This window comes from Ornithinibacillus bavariensis, assembly GCF_050433565.1.
In the GTDB taxonomy this organism is placed as follows: domain Bacteria; phylum Bacillota; class Bacilli; order Bacillales; family Amphibacillaceae; genus Ornithinibacillus; species Ornithinibacillus bavariensis.
In genome coordinates this window covers 171,630-186,782 of record NZ_JBNPWZ010000002.1, presented here as the reverse complement: position 1 = coordinate 186,782, position 15,153 = coordinate 171,630, and the positions used below count along the sequence as shown (strand labels likewise).

Here is a 15,153-nt window from a genome sequence, read left to right as displayed (position 1 = left end):
ATTCCTATTCTAGTATTCTAGTTTTTGCGACTAAAACCCTTTAAAAAAATTAAATGCTTTCAAAAAAATATTGGTTGCAAATATATGTTCCTATATAATAAGAAGAAAAAGGACGTGAAACCGAATGCTATCTCCCGTCATACAGGAGGAAAAAGCGACATATGGCTCTCCAGATTATGATAGACTTTGGAAAAAGCTTATAAGTGAATTGTTTGAGGAGTTTATTCTATTTTTCGCTCCATTCCTGCATGAGAAAATCAATTTTTCAAAGGAAGTAACCTTTCTACAACAGGATTTTTTTCAAGAGATTTTAGATTATAGATCAAACAGAAGTTATGCTGTTCTAGTTATTAAAGTGCCACTTGTAAACGGAAACGAAAAGTGGCTATTGATACATATTGAGATTAACGGAAAGGCAGATAGAGCATTTCGAAAACAAATGTTTCGCTATTTCTATCGAATATATGATAAGTACGATCGTGAAATATACGCCATTGCCATTCTTACAAACTCGAAGGGAAATCGCAGACAAAATTACTTTGACTATCATTATTATGGTACAAGTATCATCTATCACTACCACGTGTATAACTATTTAGAACAGGATATTCATGAACTTCAAAAGTCATCGAATCCATTTTCGGCTGCAGTATTAGCAGGAATCTACGCAAATGAAACAAAAAATAATGATTTGAAAAGATACATCTTAAAACGTAAGCTAATGGTTCAAGTGTTAAGACATTTCTCCCAGCAAAAAGACAAATCCAAACAATACCTTTCTTCATTATTCTACTTCATCGATTATTTACTCCCAACACGAGAAGAATTACAATCGATACTAACAGAGGAATTGAGCAATTTAGTTGGAATGGGGGGAGCAGATAAAATTAACTTTGATATATCTGAATTTTTCCCAACATCAACAGGAAATCTAGATAAATTTAAAAAACATTGATTGAAAAGAACACGTACTTTTAAAATCAAGAAAAAGGTTTCACTAATAGTCTTTACGAAATAAAAAATGCTTAGTGACGGAAGTTCTGTAGAAAAAATATAAAAGCCGTATCCTATTGGATACGGCTGAACTCTTAAGTATTTTCCTAACGGAGAAGGTGGGATTCGAACCCACGCGAGCTATAAAGCCCCTAACGCATTTCGAGTGCATCCCCTTATAACCACTTGGGTACTTCTCCATAATAGTGAATGATGCTGGTGAGAGGACTCGAACCTCCGACCCCTTCATTACGAGTGAAGTGCACTACCAGCTGTGCTACACCAGCATAGTTATTAAATTCATGATATACTCCGAACATAAAGCTCCCTGCACTTTCTAAATAACCCATGGATGTTGAGTGCTGTACTTCATAGAATACATGAACCTCTGTAGCAGGTTTACGATATTAGCTAGGATACTTAGTATAACTTACGAAGAAAATAATACTCCTATCCTTGGATGATTTCAAGTAAAAATTATTGGTAATCTATATTCCCTATTTTCATTATAAAAGCTACTAGATGTTATGAACCACAGCTTCTATTTCTACAGCTTTATAAATTTATAAATTTTATTGCAAACTTTTTAAACCTGATTCTGATTTATTTGATCCTCATATTCTAATCTGATAAGTAAATAGACAATAATGGTGGCAATATAGTTGTAATGACTACTTCAATATAAATTTTAATTTTCCTATGTTTTAACATAGTAATGAAGGATATTGTAGTTTTGCTCACCTGATAGGGAAAATTCTAAGACCTATTTTTAGCATTATTTATAAACATAAATCTTTTCTATTAATAGCTTACCTTATCTGTTGCAAAGATTTTACTATATGTATAAAATACTTAAGTGCTTTTAGTTTGAAAAAAGAAAGTAGGAAGAATATTATGACTAAAGTTGAAACACAGGAACATAAAGTCCCTTATGGAATAATAGCGATATTATTTATTGGAGCATTTGTGGCCATACTAAATGAAACATTTTTAAATGTAGCATTACCTTCTATTATTGATGAATTTAGAGTTAGTCCATCGAAGGCTCAATGGTTAGCAACTGGGTATATGCTTATAAATGGAATCCTAATTCCTGCAAGTGCATTCTTCATTCAGCGATTCTCAAACCGCGCGATATTTATAACAGCAATGGGCTTATTCTCACTTGGCACATTACTTGCAAGCCTATCTCCTACATTTGGCGTATTAATTGTAGCGCGAATGATTAAGGCATCTGGTTCAGCTATTATGATGCCACTACTTATGAATGTAATGTTAGTTGCTTTTCCTATTGAAAAACGTGGACAGGCTATGGGAGTATTTGGGCTTGTTATGATTGTAGCACCGGCATTAGGACCAACCTTATCAGGAATTATTGTGGAACATTATAGTTGGAGAATGTTATTTAACATTGTACTACCTTTCTCTATTCTTTCACTAGTCTATGCGATATTCAAACTTAAGAATTTTACACCGCAGCGTAAAATTAAATTAGATGTGCTATCCATCCTATTATCTAGTATTGGTTTTGGTGGACTCCTATATGGATTTAGTGTTGCCGGAGACCTAGGATGGAGTAATCCGCAAGTATATGGTACTATCATCGCTGGAGTAATCGGTGTTATTTCGTTAATTATTAGACAGTATCGACTTGAAGAGCCATTACTTGAATTTAGGATTTTTAAATATCCGATGTTTGCGCTATCCTCCGCAATATCGATTATCATTTCACTGGCATTGTTTTCAGGGATGATTTTAGTGCCAATCTACATTCAAATGATTCGAGGATTTTCACCAACAGAAGCAGGTTTACTAATGCTTCCAGGTGCGATTGTAATGGGAATTATGTCTCCTATTTCCGGTAGACTATTTGATAAGTACGGTGCAAAAACCTTATCCATTATCGGATTACTCATTTTGCTGGTTACGACCTACGAATTTAGTAAGTTATCCTTGACGACTTCATTTGCATTCGTAGCAATCTTATTCTCGATTCGTTCATTTGGAATGTCCATGGTCAATATGCCTGTCATGACAAATGGTTTGAATCAATTGCCACCACAAGCATATCCGCATGGAACTGCAATGAATAATACATTATCACAGGTATCAGGTGCAATTGGATCAGCTTTATTAGTTACAGTCATGAATAAAAGAACAGAGGCAAAATTGGAAGAGTTAACGAAGGGACCGATTGACGAAAGTATGATTGATACAGGAAGCTCTGCAATTGACGTGCAATCACAACTTGTCAATCACGCAATGTTGAATGGGATAAACTTCTCCTTCTTCGTATCTTCATTGATTATAATTGCAGCATTAATATTAGCCTTTTTCATTAAAAGAGTTCCTGTTAACCAGCCTGAAGCAGAAAATAATACCAAAAGTAAATAAAGCAGAAAGACCCTTTTGAATGAATCCACCTTGGATTGTGAGCTTCAAAAGGGTCTTATTAATTATAAGTAAACAATATATTGCCTTCTTTATCTAGAATGTTAAATGTTATCGTATAAGAATCTGAAATGGGCTCCTCTATCACATCGACAAAAACATGCTTTTTATTAATTTCTACATTATTTTGAAATACCTTTGCCCCTTCATCAGTACTATGTATTTTATACGCTACATGTTTAGCACCTGAGTGATGGAATATCCCACCCCATATAACATTAAATGAATCACCAGATTTTTCCTCGATTGAATTTAGCGTGATAAATTCCGACTTCTTGCCAAGCTCTATCGGAATCATCTGATCACCACTTGTGACCAAATTATAACGATCTAATCCATTTTTTTCATAGGAGCTTTGACAAATAATAAATTCTCCTTTTTCATTCTTGGTCAAAAATAATACAATTCCAATATCATCATTCTGGTACAAAATTTCCGGTTTATCAAATTTACCATACACACTATCACTTATTGCCTCTTGCAAGGTATTGGATGAACATCCAACTAAGCATATGATACCAAACAGCATTATTATAAGTAACCTCTTCATTTTCGCCTCCCTGATATCAGGGTACCGTTCCCCCCACCCTTCTCGTATTGAAGAATTAAATAGATCACTATTGTAATAGGAATAACAAATCCCATTCATGATTAATACTACAATGTAAATCCATAGAGTGGGATCTTATCCATTAGTTGGAAGGTATAATATATTCCATTAACATAGTGAAAATTTGACATTCGTCCAACCTTTAGCAAATAACCTTTCTAATAAAGTTGGAAATCAATATAGTTTCTTGTGGGATAATAAAATAATAGTTCTCTTCTATATAAGACGAATATGGACGTGAAAAGGTTTCAAATAATTGGAAAATATTTATATTAATAGTCCGAAAGTATCATTTCTCATTAATGTCATCTAGCTAATTGGCAAAATCTTTTTTAGTAAACCGTCCATAATCTTCAACTTCGTATCAAATCCTCTGGAGTGTCATTTCAATTATACCAATATTTACTTCTGGAATAGCCATTAAATCTGGAGAGGAAATAAAAATAATCTATTTTTTCAGCCAAGCTTGTTTGGATAATGCCTTCATAAATGATTTAAATGGGGTTGCCTTTCTTTCTCGAACTATCCAATCCCTATTTCTTTCAACCTCATCATACCGACTTCAATCGATGTTTCCACGTAACCAATAATCTGTTGGAAGGTAAATACATTTAATGCTGCTTCCAGATCTTCTTGAGGATAATGGATATCTTCAATAAGATAAGGAATAAATTTCTCTACATCCGCTACCTTAACCTCCTCTAGGTCATGAATGGATGTTAGCTGAAAGTCCTTTAAAATATTTGTATCAATCTGATAATAATGCAGTAATTTACCATTCAAAACCTTAAAATCATGGTGATATCTCTCCAAAAGGGTTTTATCTTGATCCATTCGATTTTTCAACCAACCTTGGTAAAAACCTTTTACCCAAATATAATCTGCAATAAGGTGGGTATAATACCCCAGTATATAGTCACTTTGTTGGGGATATTTTTCTAGAAAAGCGTTAAAATCGATCGAGGTTGTGTAATCATCCTCATTACCCTTATAAAAATGTGACCTTGTTTTTGGGTAGACGGCATCAGGTGCAATTCCACCGATTAGAAATGCATGCTTATCCATTATTGTAGATTGTCTAGCGATTTGAGTAGCTACGATTAAGTGCATAATTCGTGACCCCATTAGTCATTCTCCTTCTCTTTTTGAAACGTTATTAAAACTGGCTCTCTTGGGAATGGTTTAGATTTCAGCATGTGCATGGCATAAGGACTTGTAGTATCAAATTCTCCTTCAAGGAAACGGTAGCCATGTAATTGAGAATAATAGATTTGTTTTTCCAAAAGTATAGAGAGTATGTCTATCTCTGATAAATCACTTGCCCCAGACCATCCTAATTCAACAGTCCCTTGCTGGTCTGATTTATGTAGAAATGAATATGCTAATATTCCATCTCCCTTTTCATTGAGATAAACATAGCTTCCATCCAGCAATATATCCTCAGCCCAAATCATTTCCTTCCATTTATCTAACGTTAAATCAGCTACGGGATTTACAAGATGGGTTTCTTCATAGTTACGTTTTACTAGTTTTGTTAGCTGAGTGATAATGTCTGGCCTTGTTTCTATTTCTCTTAATGATTTTATTTGTTGAAGAGCTACGGGAAGCATTCCTTGCAATGACACTGATAAATCCAATGATGGCAAATAGGTTTTTCTGATGATTTTAAAATTAAGCCTGCTAAAATAGTTGCCTAAAATGGAATTCTCATCTAAGGATATTTGTAGAGGATAATCTCCCTTACTAAGGCTACCTTCCATTTCGGCAAGTAACCTATCAAGACAATCTAAATATTCAGGTAGGGCAATACACCGAAAGTAAGTACAGTATGGATGAAAAATACTTTTCCATGAAGTAATTAACCCAATCATCTTCTCTTTTTGTAGAGCAATAAATGAACCTTTACTAGTACTACGATTGCCTTCTACTAAATTTAGAAGATTTAATTCCCCATTGGCTTGAATTATAAGTTCTCTTAATTCCTCTTTATATGAATTATTGTATTTTTTTATAATGATTTCCATTATCTCTCCTTAGCTAATCCAGCCTTAATTTAATGCTTTCTGTAGAGCTTGGATCGCTTGTTTAACCTCGTGAACATTTTCTTTATTGTTCATATGATTTCTTGCATGAAGAAGAACGGGTCTCACTGATTCTACGGAACGGCCGAATTCATACATCCATTTATATCTTGGTACCATCCACGTGTGAAAATGATGGGTAGTATCTTCATTATAGAAGTAATAGACATTCTCGATTCCTAAAATTTCACGCTGTGCTCTCCTAATTCTAGTTAGTAAATGAATATAATCAAGCTGTTCTTCCTCGGACATTTCATCCATAGTGGTAAAATGACGCTTGGATGCTAATATGACTAACCCTTTAATTGGGTATGCGACATCCTGATGAGCGTGAAAAAATTCCGTTTCCACCACTACTCCTCCATCAGGTTGGACTGCGCCACTTACAATTTCACAGCTTAGACATTCTACTTCTACGGTTTCACCATTAGACAATTTTATGATTCTTACCATTTGTTAGTCCCTTTCTTCGTTATTACGAATTATTTTCTCTTTCCAGAAACAATATGCCAATGCAAATGTTTCGATTCTTGATACTCTCCTAAATTTGTAATTACCCGACATGCACCATATTTCTTCTCAACTTCTGCTGCTACCTTTTGGATTACCTTTATTAATTCGAATAAAATAGCCTGATCCTCTAATTCAATGTTCGTTAAAGAAGGAATATGCTTTTTGGGAATAGCGACAATATGAACATCATATGCAGGTCGAGTGTGATAATAAGCCAAAACATTTTCAGTTTCGTGCACTTTTTCTACTATAGTATTTCCGCTAAGTACTTCGTCACAATAAAAGTCGTTAGTCAATATAATGTCCCCCTGTTAAAATGATTTTAAAATATTATAATATTTAGGATATGATAAAATGGAAATTAAAGCAAAAATCATCTTTTGGAGGGATATCATTGATCAAATGGGAATACCTAGTTGAGACTTGGACTCTATCAATCAACACTGCAGACCGCGAAGAGTTTGAACAAGAATTAAATGAATACGGAAGAGATGGGTGGGAATTGGTTACCATCATTCCAAACGCAGGAGATTCTAACGATAGTATTTCTATTGCATGTAACCAATTAGTTTTTAAAAGAAAAGTTGAATAGCGGATAGTAAATATAGTAGGGTAGCCTTTCCTCATTTATCGAAGCTAGCTTTAATAGAAATAAATAAGGACAAGTAGGAGTCTATAATTTTGACTCCTACTTGTCCTTATTATATATAGTAGAATAATAGGCTTCTAGTGTTTTTTATTACTGGGAACAATGCTTCTTCCCTTAAAATTCCTATGAAAGGTCTAATGTGGATAAATATAAAGCCAACTCCCTTATTCGTCTATCTGTCTCATCCATTATTTGACTAATTTCCTCCGTTGTCGAATAGAAGGTATCCCCGTTTATGATATGGTCAGATAAATTTAATAGTCCAATTGCTCTTCTCTTAAAGTATTTAGCAATGGCAAAGGTAGTTGCTGTTTCCATATCGACACCAAAATGGCCGTCCTCGGACCAGCCTTTTACAATTTCTGCTGTTTCCATGTACATGGCACTCGTTGAGAAAACAGAACCTGTCACATATTGGTACCCCTTCCTCTCACAGAAACCTATAGCGGCTTCTATTAAATCATGATCTGCATATACCATTGTATCCCCTGGAGAATACCACTGGGATACACCATCTTCCATATATGCACCTGTAACGATTAAAATATCTCCATAGTTTACATCACGAGATAATCCGCCGAAATAGCCCGTTTGAATGAACTTCTCCGTCCCTAATGTTCCAAAGAGATGGGCAGTAATAGCCGCAGATGGTCCACCAAACACATTAGAAAAACCTACTTTTCTCTCATGATGATCCCCTATTACTGTATTCCATTCAGGTAGCCATTGATCATTAGCTAAAATATTTTTCCATAGTAATAGATTTTCATGATGCTCCCATTCTCCATGTAAAATAAACGTTTCAGGAATATATTTTTCCTCTATTTTTAATGATTTCTTCCAGTCCTCTTTCGTAAAGTCCCCATATAGTTTCATTGTCTGTCATTCTCCTTTTAATTGCGCATAAGCTAGGATATGTTTGTAGATTTCATGCCAATTCTTATAGTAGCTTTTTACATCACATGGTTTAATGAATGCCCTTCTACTAGATTCATACCTTGCCTTAAATGTATAAATAACATGTATATCCATGCGGTAGAACACTTGATAACCAACTACTGGATATGGACTCAAGCCATCCCAGTTAGGGTTCTCACGATGGTTTACCTCAATAGCACCTAAATAGAAACAGTCGCCCTCGACATATCCCTCTTCCATCACTTCACGTTTAAAGGCATCCTCTGGGGTCTCACCTGGCATTACATGTCCACCTGGAATATCCCACCCCCGATTGTCTAAATCAACTAGCATTACCTTTCCCTCATGAAAGCAAAAACCATGAGCACTAGTCACTAACTCTCGCGGAGCTTGAAAATCTCGTAGCCAGGTTAGTTTAACTGTTGAATTGCCCCAATCTACATAAATGGACTCCATACTACCCGCTCCTAATTATTCTTTACGACATAGGTGATGGCTTTCGTTCTCAGCAATATCTCACGTTCACCTCGAGTAATCTTATACTCTAATTGCTTCACAAGACTTTTTAATACGGTCCATCCTTTATAGTTATTTTCTAAAATGTGATTCATTTGTTCAGTGGAAAGATTCACTTCCACTTTTACATCTAGTTTTTTACTAGTTTCCACATCAATTTCTTCAAGGTCGGAGTTAATAATAATACAATTAATCCCTCCAGACTTAGTTCCAGCTGCCATGTCTTTTAATACCGTATGCAGTGCGACTTCAGATTCTACATGCTCTAGGCTTGAAACAGCTACAATGAAATCAAACGCACTTTTCTTAATGTAATAACTTTCAATCGTGGATTTGATTGGTTCAATAAGCGTCGAAACATGAAATTGTTTAGCATAAGTTCTTAACTTTTCCGTTGCCGAATCTAACAAATCAACACAAACAACCTTGCCTAATACATCCGCCTCTCGAATCCATTCCGCGATTGGAATACTATTACGTCCTACCCCACTACCTAAATCAAGAACATTCACCCTCTTATAGCTAGCAAACAATGGCAATAATTCAACAACTGTACTGACTGGTTTATGCAACCAAGATCCACCTTCAAATAAAGTATAGTTGTCATAACAAAAATCGTGATAAGCTTTTTCCTCTTTACGTATATGGTCAATTCGATTCATTATGCATTTCCTCTTCTATGTTTTATTTCTTCCTCTATCTATTTATTTCGACAATTTTATCCCTTTTCCTGCAGTAAAGTTCCAATAAGTTAGAGCTGTTTTCGAAGATTGCCCACACCTATCGTCCCTTCCAGAAATACACTGCTATAGGGGAAGAAGGGAGGTTTAACTATGAGAAAGTACGAACTTTTTACCCTGATAAGCTTGGTGATTATTATTACCATCCCCATCCTGCTTCACTTCTTTTATACGCCACAGGAAACAACTCATAAAGCTCAAAACTCCGAAATAGCGGAAAAAGAAAATAATGTAGAAGGAAGAGAAAGCAAAAATAAGGAAGATGCTACTAAAAACAATGATAAAGAAAATTTAGATAAGGATAACAAACAAGATGATAAAAGTGATGAAATTCATTGGGGTGTTGATTCTGCAACGTATACCGACAGTGATTTCCTCGGCTGTGTTATTGACAACTATGGAAAACCGACTATATGGGGACGCTATCTTGGAGACAAAGAAGGTGTTTCCGCTGGCTTAGACAGTAATGAAGTAAAACTTTTGCATGAATCTAATATTAAAATCCTTATCGTTTACAACCATGTAGAAGACGCAACTGGTCATGATAACGGAGTGGAACATGCGAAAAATGCTATCGCTATGGCAAATAAGCTTGGTGTACCAAAAGGTGTGGCTATTTTTTTAGATATTGAACCAAATTATCCAGTTGATGCAGAATTCATTCAAGGCTGGTATACAACACTAGCAGACTCAAGCTATCAACCGGCAGTATACGGAGTTTTTGATAAAGATAGTGATCTATTAAAAGCTTACAATTCCATGGATAAGGAAGCACAAGAGAATACCATTGTATGGACAGCCTATCCTCAAGCAGAAATCACCACAAAGGAAGACGCTCCAAAATATGATCCACAAGGACCAGAAAATTCCAAACTCTACGGCTGGCAATACGCAATCGAAGGAAAAACCTGCAATATTGACACAAACCTATTTATCGGAAATATACTCGAAGTTCTATGGTAGTCGGAGTGGGTTTGTACCCACTCTTTTCTTTTTCATTTAAACCAGACTTAGTCTAAGACTAGTTCCTTAATCACTCACCTTGTTTTTTTGCAAGGAGGGCGGGCAGGCGTAGTTATATGCTTTGATTTTTTTATTAATCTCTTTAATTAGTAATCGTCTATCTTTACCTTCTAACCCCATCAATCCTTCCTTCAATCTATCAATCTCATTGGCAAGTTCAACCCATTTTGGAAGAACATGATTATCCTTTAAGGTTTTATACAGCTGTGCCTCTGATGGGTTTAGAAAGCTAGGGCCGAGATCAAGAGGTTTTCCTTTTCCAGGGAGGTTATCAAAATCACCGGCTGCTTCTGAACGTTTAACAATCTCTGTTAAATGGTCTGTATACGAAATAGGAGCATCCTGCTCATACTTTTTCTTCCTCCACTCTGGCTTTAATAAGGAGAGTACGTAGGCATCATTATGTTGATTATGTTGATAAAGATAGCCTTGGAGAATTCCTTCTTCTTTAAACCCCGCCTTTTTTAATAGTCCATTGGACGCATCGTTCGCCGGATAAGTAATTGCCCCGATACGATAAATATCTAACTCTATGAAGCAATATTCTAAAACCCTAGTAAGCGCTTCTGTTAAAATTCCTTTTCTCCAATATTCTGGATGAAGTTCAAATCCTATTTCAGCCCTTTTCATACCAGGAACATAATTATGTATACCAATAGTTCCAATCAATTGATCATCCTCTTTCAAAGCAATGCCCCATCGCATCCCACGACCCTCTTCAAAAATTAATTGAAAGTGATCAATTATTGCTTCTGCTTCCTCTAACGATTTCAAGCTATTACGACCGTAATATTTGGTGACTTCATCATTAGAGAGAATATCGTAAATATCGTTTGCAAATTCTTGATGAATTTCTATTAATCTCAATCTAGCGGTATAAAGAACAGGAAATTTCTTCATATACCTCAACTCCCTTATTTTTATTCCGATATAAATGATTCTTTCTAATTCCAATAATCCGGATCGTCCATCCGCAGCTCTTCCACCATATCATCTAAGTCCATTGGGGTTATCAAAAATATCGGGTAATCCTTATTCGCCTTTTTTGCTTCTTCATAAAAAAACCGATTACTACCTGGATATTCTTCATCGATTAAAATTAGGCAACCATCGCTCTTTTCCACCAACCATTTATTTTTGGCGCGAAATTGAAATGGTCCCTTATATTCACCTTTGTACAGAGGCTGGTAAAAATCCACTACCATCGTCAGTTCCTCGTATTTAAATTTTAAATCCTCCGGCCAACGCTCATCCTGATTTTCAAAGGGTGGGATGAGAGCAATTTGAATATCATACTGCTCCTTTAATTCCAATGCTACCTCAGCTGTCCATAGCTCCACTCCCATTTGCCCGGAAAGAAGAATCCATTCCAATCCCTCCTCTATGAATCCGATTAATCGTTTTTTAATCGCTGCCTTTATAATAGCAATCTTAGGATCATTTTCTTTAAAAATATTTATTTCCCTTGGCTTATACCCAGTAACAGATAGTACCTTCATTGGGAATTGCACATCCTTTTTCAAGAATAACTAATACATACATTATCCCATACTTTTATAAAACTTTATCCTCAAATATCATTTTTTATGATGGAAACAGCAATGAAAAAGAGCCGACTCCATAGTCGACTCTTTTTCAAGGAAGTTATCCTCCTAGCATTGGATTTACACCTGTAGGGCCGAATCCCATGCCTGGACCCATCATTCCCCCAGGGCCCATCCCCGGACCCATCATTCCTGCAGTTCCAGGTGCTACACCCATGCCTGGACCTATTCCAGGACCCAGCATTCCTGGTCCTACTCCTGGTCCCATTACTCCTGGACTAGATGGAACTTCAAACGCTCCTCCGAATGAATTAGAACTATCAACTGTATTCACAACAGATGTGGAGTGTGGGAATACATGTTGGTTATGAATATGATGATGATTCATTACAGTTGTATGAGAAGGATGGATATGCTCAACAAATTCTTCGGTGCAATTTTGTACGACATTACATATAGTTGGATGAACAATGGTTTTCTTACATCCACAATGTGGACCACAACGATGTCTCATATGGTTTCCCCTTTCTTGTGATAAGTTCACTATTAACCTATGACAAGTGACGGATACTTGTATCAGACAATAACCTAATTTTAAGGAAATTCGCTGAGATTTTTATTTCGCTTTTCTTCTGATGCTCCAGATTGCCCAAACACCAACAATTCCCAAACAGCTAACAAATGTCCAAAATCCTGTTACCATCCACTCAGGAAAAACCCTATTAAATTCTTTCTCCAATTCCACATCTTTGGTTGGAGACATACCTTGGCCTAAAATATCAAAATCATTTTCAACGGATTGTACAGCTATGGTCCTATCACATATACCAGTCGACAAATAATTGTCAGAATCAGATAATAACTGTTCGCTTGCATAGACTAAATATTCCTCACCTACTTGAAAGTCAATGCCGCAATCCCCACCTCGGAGTCCTGTCTGAATAATGATTTGTGATTGATTAGCACCTTTCCAATTCTCGAATACATCAAATAGAACCCTTTTAGAATTGCTAGTATCTTTTATTCCGATAACCACTCCTCGAAAAACAGCCATAGACTGCATGAACTCACCTTCAACAGATTGCTTTTCCGCACATGAGCATCCTGAGCTAGTCACTGGAATAGACAATACTATTACCGTGACAAGGATTAAAATAGTATATAAACGAATCATTTTCATCAATGTTCCCCTCTTTAACTATGACGAAACTATTACGAAAAATGATTCAAAAAAAGATGGTATTAGTCGTTGACCGAATACCATCGTAAACCTTAATAATGTGCTAGTAAGCCCTTACTCATTGCATAGCGTTCACAACGTAAGAAAATAAATAGTCCTATCCCAAAGTAAAATAATCCATTGAACACTAAAATAGAAATATCACCAACACCAAATTCGGTAATGGTAGTGCCATTGATCATGACCTCTCTTACCATGTCAACTCCCTTTACAAATGGAAAAAATGCTAAGAATGGAGCTACCGATAATGGCACAAAGGTTAAACCTGCTAGTAAGAATTGCAAAATTTGTAAGAATGCCTGTATTTGCTTAATAATCATGGTGAAGCCTGCAATAATTAAGCCCAAGCCAAACATACTAATTAACGTTAAAATTAGTATTGGTAAAATTGATAGTACATCAATGTTTAACCACTGACCAGCTGTAAACATACTTAAATATAAAAGCCCAATAATTATTATAAACTCAACGATTGTAGTAGATAAAAGCCTTGAAAGCATAATTCTCCATATCCCCATTGGTGACATGCCTAACTGCTCTAATGTTCCTTGTGTTGCTTCGTTTGTAATCTGCCAACCAATATCGTTTACGACAAGCATCGCTAAAAACCAGAAAATATAATTAACAATGACATACTGGATATTTGCATCTTGTGTTGTAGGATCTCCAATTAGTGAAATTCCAAAAAACATCCCAATGAAAATGACATAAAAGGTTACAAGCATTGCAATCGTATTCGGTAAGTACCGTTTCAATAAGATAAATTCTCTTCGAATATTGGCACTAAGCACGTTCAGAAACCGCATCCTGTGTCTCTCCCTTCACTATCTTCATAAACACTTGTTCAAAATTAATTGTCTTTCGGTCAATTGTATCCACTGGAATTTGTTCTAGCTTCAGTACATCAAATAGTTCATAAATGTCTTGAGATTGTGTTAACTCGACCTCTAATGTAGATTGGAAGGTATCAGGTGTATAAACTAGATGAGGGAATTTTTCTAAGAGCAGATGATGCTGCTCCTCACTCAAATGCCCATCAAGTTTAATTACATATGCCCTTACTTCAAATAGTTTCATCAGATTTTCCACTCGATCATTCGTTACAACTTTTCCACTATTAATGATCACAGTACGCTCACATAAATCCTGAATAACATCCATATCATGTGAGGTAATAATAATTGTCCTCTTTTGCTCCCTCACAATTTCACGGAGTAATTCACGAACCTCATATCCTGTTTCTATATCTAAACCAAGTGTCGGTTCATCTAGTAAAATAACTTCACTTCCTGCAAGCATCGCTACCGCAATAGCCAATTTTTGCTGCATTCCTCGAGATAGTCGATTAACCATTTCATTTTCTTTATCCTTCAAACGAAACTGGTGTAACAATTCCTCAATTTGACTAGTGACCTCTTTTCTTGATTTCCCACGATTACCAGCAAAATACTCCATATTCTCTCGAACGGTTAGCCGCCAATATAAATTCCTATTTCCTTCTAGAACAGCACTAATATGCTCCTGAGCACGAAGTCTTTTTGACTGATTATCAATTCCATTGATCGTAATAGCTCCACTATCAGGAACAACTAAGCCACAGATCATCTTAATAGTGGTGGTCTTTCCTGCCCCGTTCGGCCCCAGAAGACCTAAGATTTCCCCTTTATTTACTGTAAATGAAATATCATTTACTGCTGTTATGTATTCTTTTGTTTTCCGCTTTTTGTATGACTTTTTAAGGTTTTTCACCTCAACTATTGGTACAGCCATTTCTCTCATCCCTTCTCATTTTCTAATCATAGTGTACCTTTTATCAATTTTTCATTCTACAGCCCTTAGTTTGAAAAAGTTTCAGTCTAGAGACGGAGAAAACAG

General features: G+C 35.8%; 18 protein-coding genes and 2 tRNA genes. 4 read left to right on the top strand and 16 right to left on the bottom strand.

Annotated elements, in window-relative coordinates; translation table 11 throughout:
* Positions 1-124: 124 nt before the first annotated feature.
* Entirely contained in the window at positions 125-955 is an 831-nt protein-coding gene (locus HNR27_RS04795; protein WP_429338947.1) for an RpnC/YadD family protein, read from the top strand.
* 149 nt (positions 956-1,104) lie between these two features.
* Here HNR27_RS04795 and HNR27_RS04790 read toward each other — a convergent pair.
* Together HNR27_RS04790 and HNR27_RS04785 are read right to left on the bottom strand one after the other, a co-directional pair.
* Positions 1,105-1,193, bottom strand: a tRNA-Ser gene (locus HNR27_RS04790).
* A 14-nt stretch (positions 1,194-1,207) separates the two neighbouring features.
* Positions 1,208-1,280: transfer RNA gene (locus tag HNR27_RS04785), tRNA-Thr, on the bottom strand.
* 607 nt (positions 1,281-1,887) lie between these two features.
* Between HNR27_RS04785 and HNR27_RS04780 the strand changes: the two genes are divergently transcribed.
* On the top strand, positions 1,888-3,387 hold the full coding sequence (locus HNR27_RS04780) for a DHA2 family efflux MFS transporter permease subunit (protein WP_429338946.1): 1,500 nt from the start codon (positions 1,888-1,890) through the stop codon (positions 3,385-3,387).
* A gap of 58 nt (positions 3,388-3,445) precedes the next feature.
* On the opposite strand, the gene HNR27_RS04775 is transcribed toward HNR27_RS04780, so the two are convergent.
* The 5 genes from HNR27_RS04775 to HNR27_RS04755 all read right to left on the bottom strand — a co-directional run bounded on the left by HNR27_RS04775 (position 3,446) and on the right by HNR27_RS04755 (position 6,944).
* Positions 3,446-3,994: a hypothetical protein gene (locus HNR27_RS04775; protein ID WP_429338945.1), complete on the bottom strand. Its 549-nt coding sequence runs from the start codon at positions 3,992-3,994 to the stop codon at positions 3,446-3,448.
* Between the two features lie 582 nt (positions 3,995-4,576).
* Positions 4,577-5,179 (bottom strand): zinc dependent phospholipase C family protein, encoded by a 603-nt coding sequence (locus tag HNR27_RS04770; RefSeq protein WP_429338944.1) that lies wholly within the window; start codon positions 5,177-5,179, stop codon positions 4,577-4,579.
* Positions 5,179-6,078, bottom strand: a complete 900-nt coding sequence (locus tag HNR27_RS04765) for a GNAT family acetyltransferase (protein ID WP_429338943.1) — start codon at positions 6,076-6,078, stop codon at positions 5,179-5,181. The genes HNR27_RS04770 and HNR27_RS04765 overlap by 1 nt, the downstream gene beginning before the upstream one ends.
* A 24-nt stretch (positions 6,079-6,102) precedes the next feature.
* On the bottom strand, positions 6,103-6,588 hold the full coding sequence (locus HNR27_RS04760; RefSeq protein WP_212919097.1) for an HIT family protein: 486 nt from the start codon (positions 6,586-6,588) through the stop codon (positions 6,103-6,105).
* 29 nt (positions 6,589-6,617) lie between these two features.
* On the bottom strand, positions 6,618-6,944 hold the full coding sequence (locus tag HNR27_RS04755; RefSeq protein WP_429338942.1) for an HIT domain-containing protein: 327 nt from the start codon (positions 6,942-6,944) through the stop codon (positions 6,618-6,620).
* Positions 6,945-7,042: 98 nt separating this feature from the next.
* Between HNR27_RS04755 and HNR27_RS04750 the strand changes: the two genes are divergently transcribed.
* Positions 7,043-7,240 (top strand): DUF4177 domain-containing protein, encoded by a 198-nt coding sequence (locus HNR27_RS04750; RefSeq protein ID WP_429338941.1) that lies wholly within the window; start codon positions 7,043-7,045, stop codon positions 7,238-7,240.
* Between the two features lie 180 nt (positions 7,241-7,420).
* On the opposite strand, the gene HNR27_RS04745 is transcribed toward HNR27_RS04750, so the two are convergent.
* The 3 genes from HNR27_RS04745 to HNR27_RS04735 are packed head-to-tail and all read right to left on the bottom strand — an operon-like array spanning position 7,421 to position 9,393.
* Positions 7,421-8,173 carry a nucleoside phosphorylase gene (locus HNR27_RS04745; RefSeq protein WP_429338940.1) on the bottom strand — a complete coding sequence of 251 codons (753 nt, stop codon included), beginning with the start codon at positions 8,171-8,173 and terminating at the stop codon, positions 7,421-7,423.
* Positions 8,174-8,179: 6 nt separating this feature from the next.
* Complete coding sequence (locus tag HNR27_RS04740; RefSeq protein ID WP_429338939.1) at positions 8,180-8,671, bottom strand: NUDIX hydrolase; 492 nt, start codon at positions 8,669-8,671, stop codon at positions 8,180-8,182.
* An 11-nt stretch (positions 8,672-8,682) separates the two neighbouring features.
* Entirely contained in the window at positions 8,683-9,393 is a 711-nt protein-coding gene (locus tag HNR27_RS04735) for a class I SAM-dependent methyltransferase (protein ID WP_429338938.1), read from the bottom strand.
* 171 nt (positions 9,394-9,564) lie between these two features.
* On the opposite strand from HNR27_RS04735, the gene HNR27_RS04730 reads away from it, so the two are divergent.
* Positions 9,565-10,434, top strand: a complete 870-nt coding sequence (locus HNR27_RS04730) for a glycoside hydrolase domain-containing protein (protein WP_429338937.1) — start codon at positions 9,565-9,567, stop codon at positions 10,432-10,434.
* Between the two features lie 66 nt (positions 10,435-10,500).
* On the opposite strand, the gene HNR27_RS04725 is transcribed toward HNR27_RS04730, so the two are convergent.
* The 6 genes from HNR27_RS04725 to HNR27_RS04700 all read right to left on the bottom strand — a co-directional run bounded on the left by HNR27_RS04725 (position 10,501) and on the right by HNR27_RS04700 (position 15,048).
* Positions 10,501-11,394 carry a GNAT family N-acetyltransferase gene (locus HNR27_RS04725; protein WP_429338936.1) on the bottom strand — a complete coding sequence of 298 codons (894 nt, stop codon included), beginning with the start codon at positions 11,392-11,394 and terminating at the stop codon, positions 10,501-10,503.
* 44 nt (positions 11,395-11,438) lie between these two features.
* Positions 11,439-11,993, bottom strand: coding sequence for an SLOG family protein (locus HNR27_RS04720; RefSeq protein WP_429338935.1), 555 nt, complete (start codon positions 11,991-11,993; stop codon positions 11,439-11,441).
* Between the two features lie 145 nt (positions 11,994-12,138).
* The gene (locus tag HNR27_RS04715) at positions 12,139-12,552 is read right to left on the bottom strand and encodes a CotD family spore coat protein (protein ID WP_429338934.1); all 414 of its coding nucleotides are present in this window, start codon (positions 12,550-12,552) and stop codon (positions 12,139-12,141) included.
* Positions 12,553-12,654: 102 nt separating this feature from the next.
* Positions 12,655-13,218: a hypothetical protein gene (locus tag HNR27_RS04710; protein ID WP_429338933.1), complete on the bottom strand. Its 564-nt coding sequence runs from the start codon at positions 13,216-13,218 to the stop codon at positions 12,655-12,657.
* 92 nt (positions 13,219-13,310) lie between these two features.
* Positions 13,311-14,084 carry an ABC transporter permease gene (locus HNR27_RS04705; protein WP_429338932.1) on the bottom strand — a complete coding sequence of 258 codons (774 nt, stop codon included), beginning with the start codon at positions 14,082-14,084 and terminating at the stop codon, positions 13,311-13,313.
* Entirely contained in the window at positions 14,062-15,048 is a 987-nt protein-coding gene (locus HNR27_RS04700; protein WP_429338931.1) for an ABC transporter ATP-binding protein, read from the bottom strand. The genes HNR27_RS04705 and HNR27_RS04700 overlap by 23 nt, the downstream gene beginning before the upstream one ends.
* Positions 15,049-15,153 lie beyond the last annotated feature (105 nt).

Excerpts from the sequence above, each read along its gene's own strand:
- HNR27_RS04705 (WP_429338932.1), bottom strand. The coding sequence starts at position 14,084 with ATGCGGTTTCTGAACGTGCTTAGTGCCAATATTCGAAGAGAATTTATC.
- HNR27_RS04735 (WP_429338938.1), bottom strand. The coding sequence starts at position 9,393 with ATGAATCGAATTGACCATATACGTAAAGAGGAAAAAGCTTATCACGAT.
- HNR27_RS04730 (WP_429338937.1), top strand. The coding sequence starts at position 9,565 with ATGAGAAAGTACGAACTTTTTACCCTGATAAGCTTGGTGATTATTATT.
- HNR27_RS04765 (WP_429338943.1), bottom strand. The coding sequence starts at position 6,078 with ATGGAAATCATTATAAAAAAATACAATAATTCATATAAAGAGGAATTA.
- HNR27_RS04700 (WP_429338931.1), bottom strand. The coding sequence starts at position 15,048 with ATGGCTGTACCAATAGTTGAGGTGAAAAACCTTAAAAAGTCATACAAA.
- HNR27_RS04775 (WP_429338945.1), bottom strand. The coding sequence starts at position 3,994 with ATGAAGAGGTTACTTATAATAATGCTGTTTGGTATCATATGCTTAGTT.
- HNR27_RS04795 (WP_429338947.1), top strand. The coding sequence starts at position 125 with ATGCTATCTCCCGTCATACAGGAGGAAAAAGCGACATATGGCTCTCCA.
- HNR27_RS04760 (WP_212919097.1), bottom strand. The coding sequence starts at position 6,588 with ATGGTAAGAATCATAAAATTGTCTAATGGTGAAACCGTAGAAGTAGAA.
- HNR27_RS04720 (WP_429338935.1), bottom strand. The coding sequence starts at position 11,993 with ATGAAGGTACTATCTGTTACTGGGTATAAGCCAAGGGAAATAAATATT.
- HNR27_RS04710 (WP_429338933.1), bottom strand. The coding sequence starts at position 13,218 with ATGAAAATGATTCGTTTATATACTATTTTAATCCTTGTCACGGTAATA.
- HNR27_RS04745 (WP_429338940.1), bottom strand. The coding sequence starts at position 8,173 with ATGAAACTATATGGGGACTTTACGAAAGAGGACTGGAAGAAATCATTA.
- HNR27_RS04725 (WP_429338936.1), bottom strand. The coding sequence starts at position 11,394 with ATGAAGAAATTTCCTGTTCTTTATACCGCTAGATTGAGATTAATAGAA.
- HNR27_RS04780 (WP_429338946.1), top strand. The coding sequence starts at position 1,888 with ATGACTAAAGTTGAAACACAGGAACATAAAGTCCCTTATGGAATAATA.
- HNR27_RS04740 (WP_429338939.1), bottom strand. The coding sequence starts at position 8,671 with ATGGAGTCCATTTATGTAGATTGGGGCAATTCAACAGTTAAACTAACC.
- HNR27_RS04770 (WP_429338944.1), bottom strand. The coding sequence starts at position 5,179 with ATGGGGTCACGAATTATGCACTTAATCGTAGCTACTCAAATCGCTAGA.
- HNR27_RS04715 (WP_429338934.1), bottom strand. The coding sequence starts at position 12,552 with ATGAGACATCGTTGTGGTCCACATTGTGGATGTAAGAAAACCATTGTT.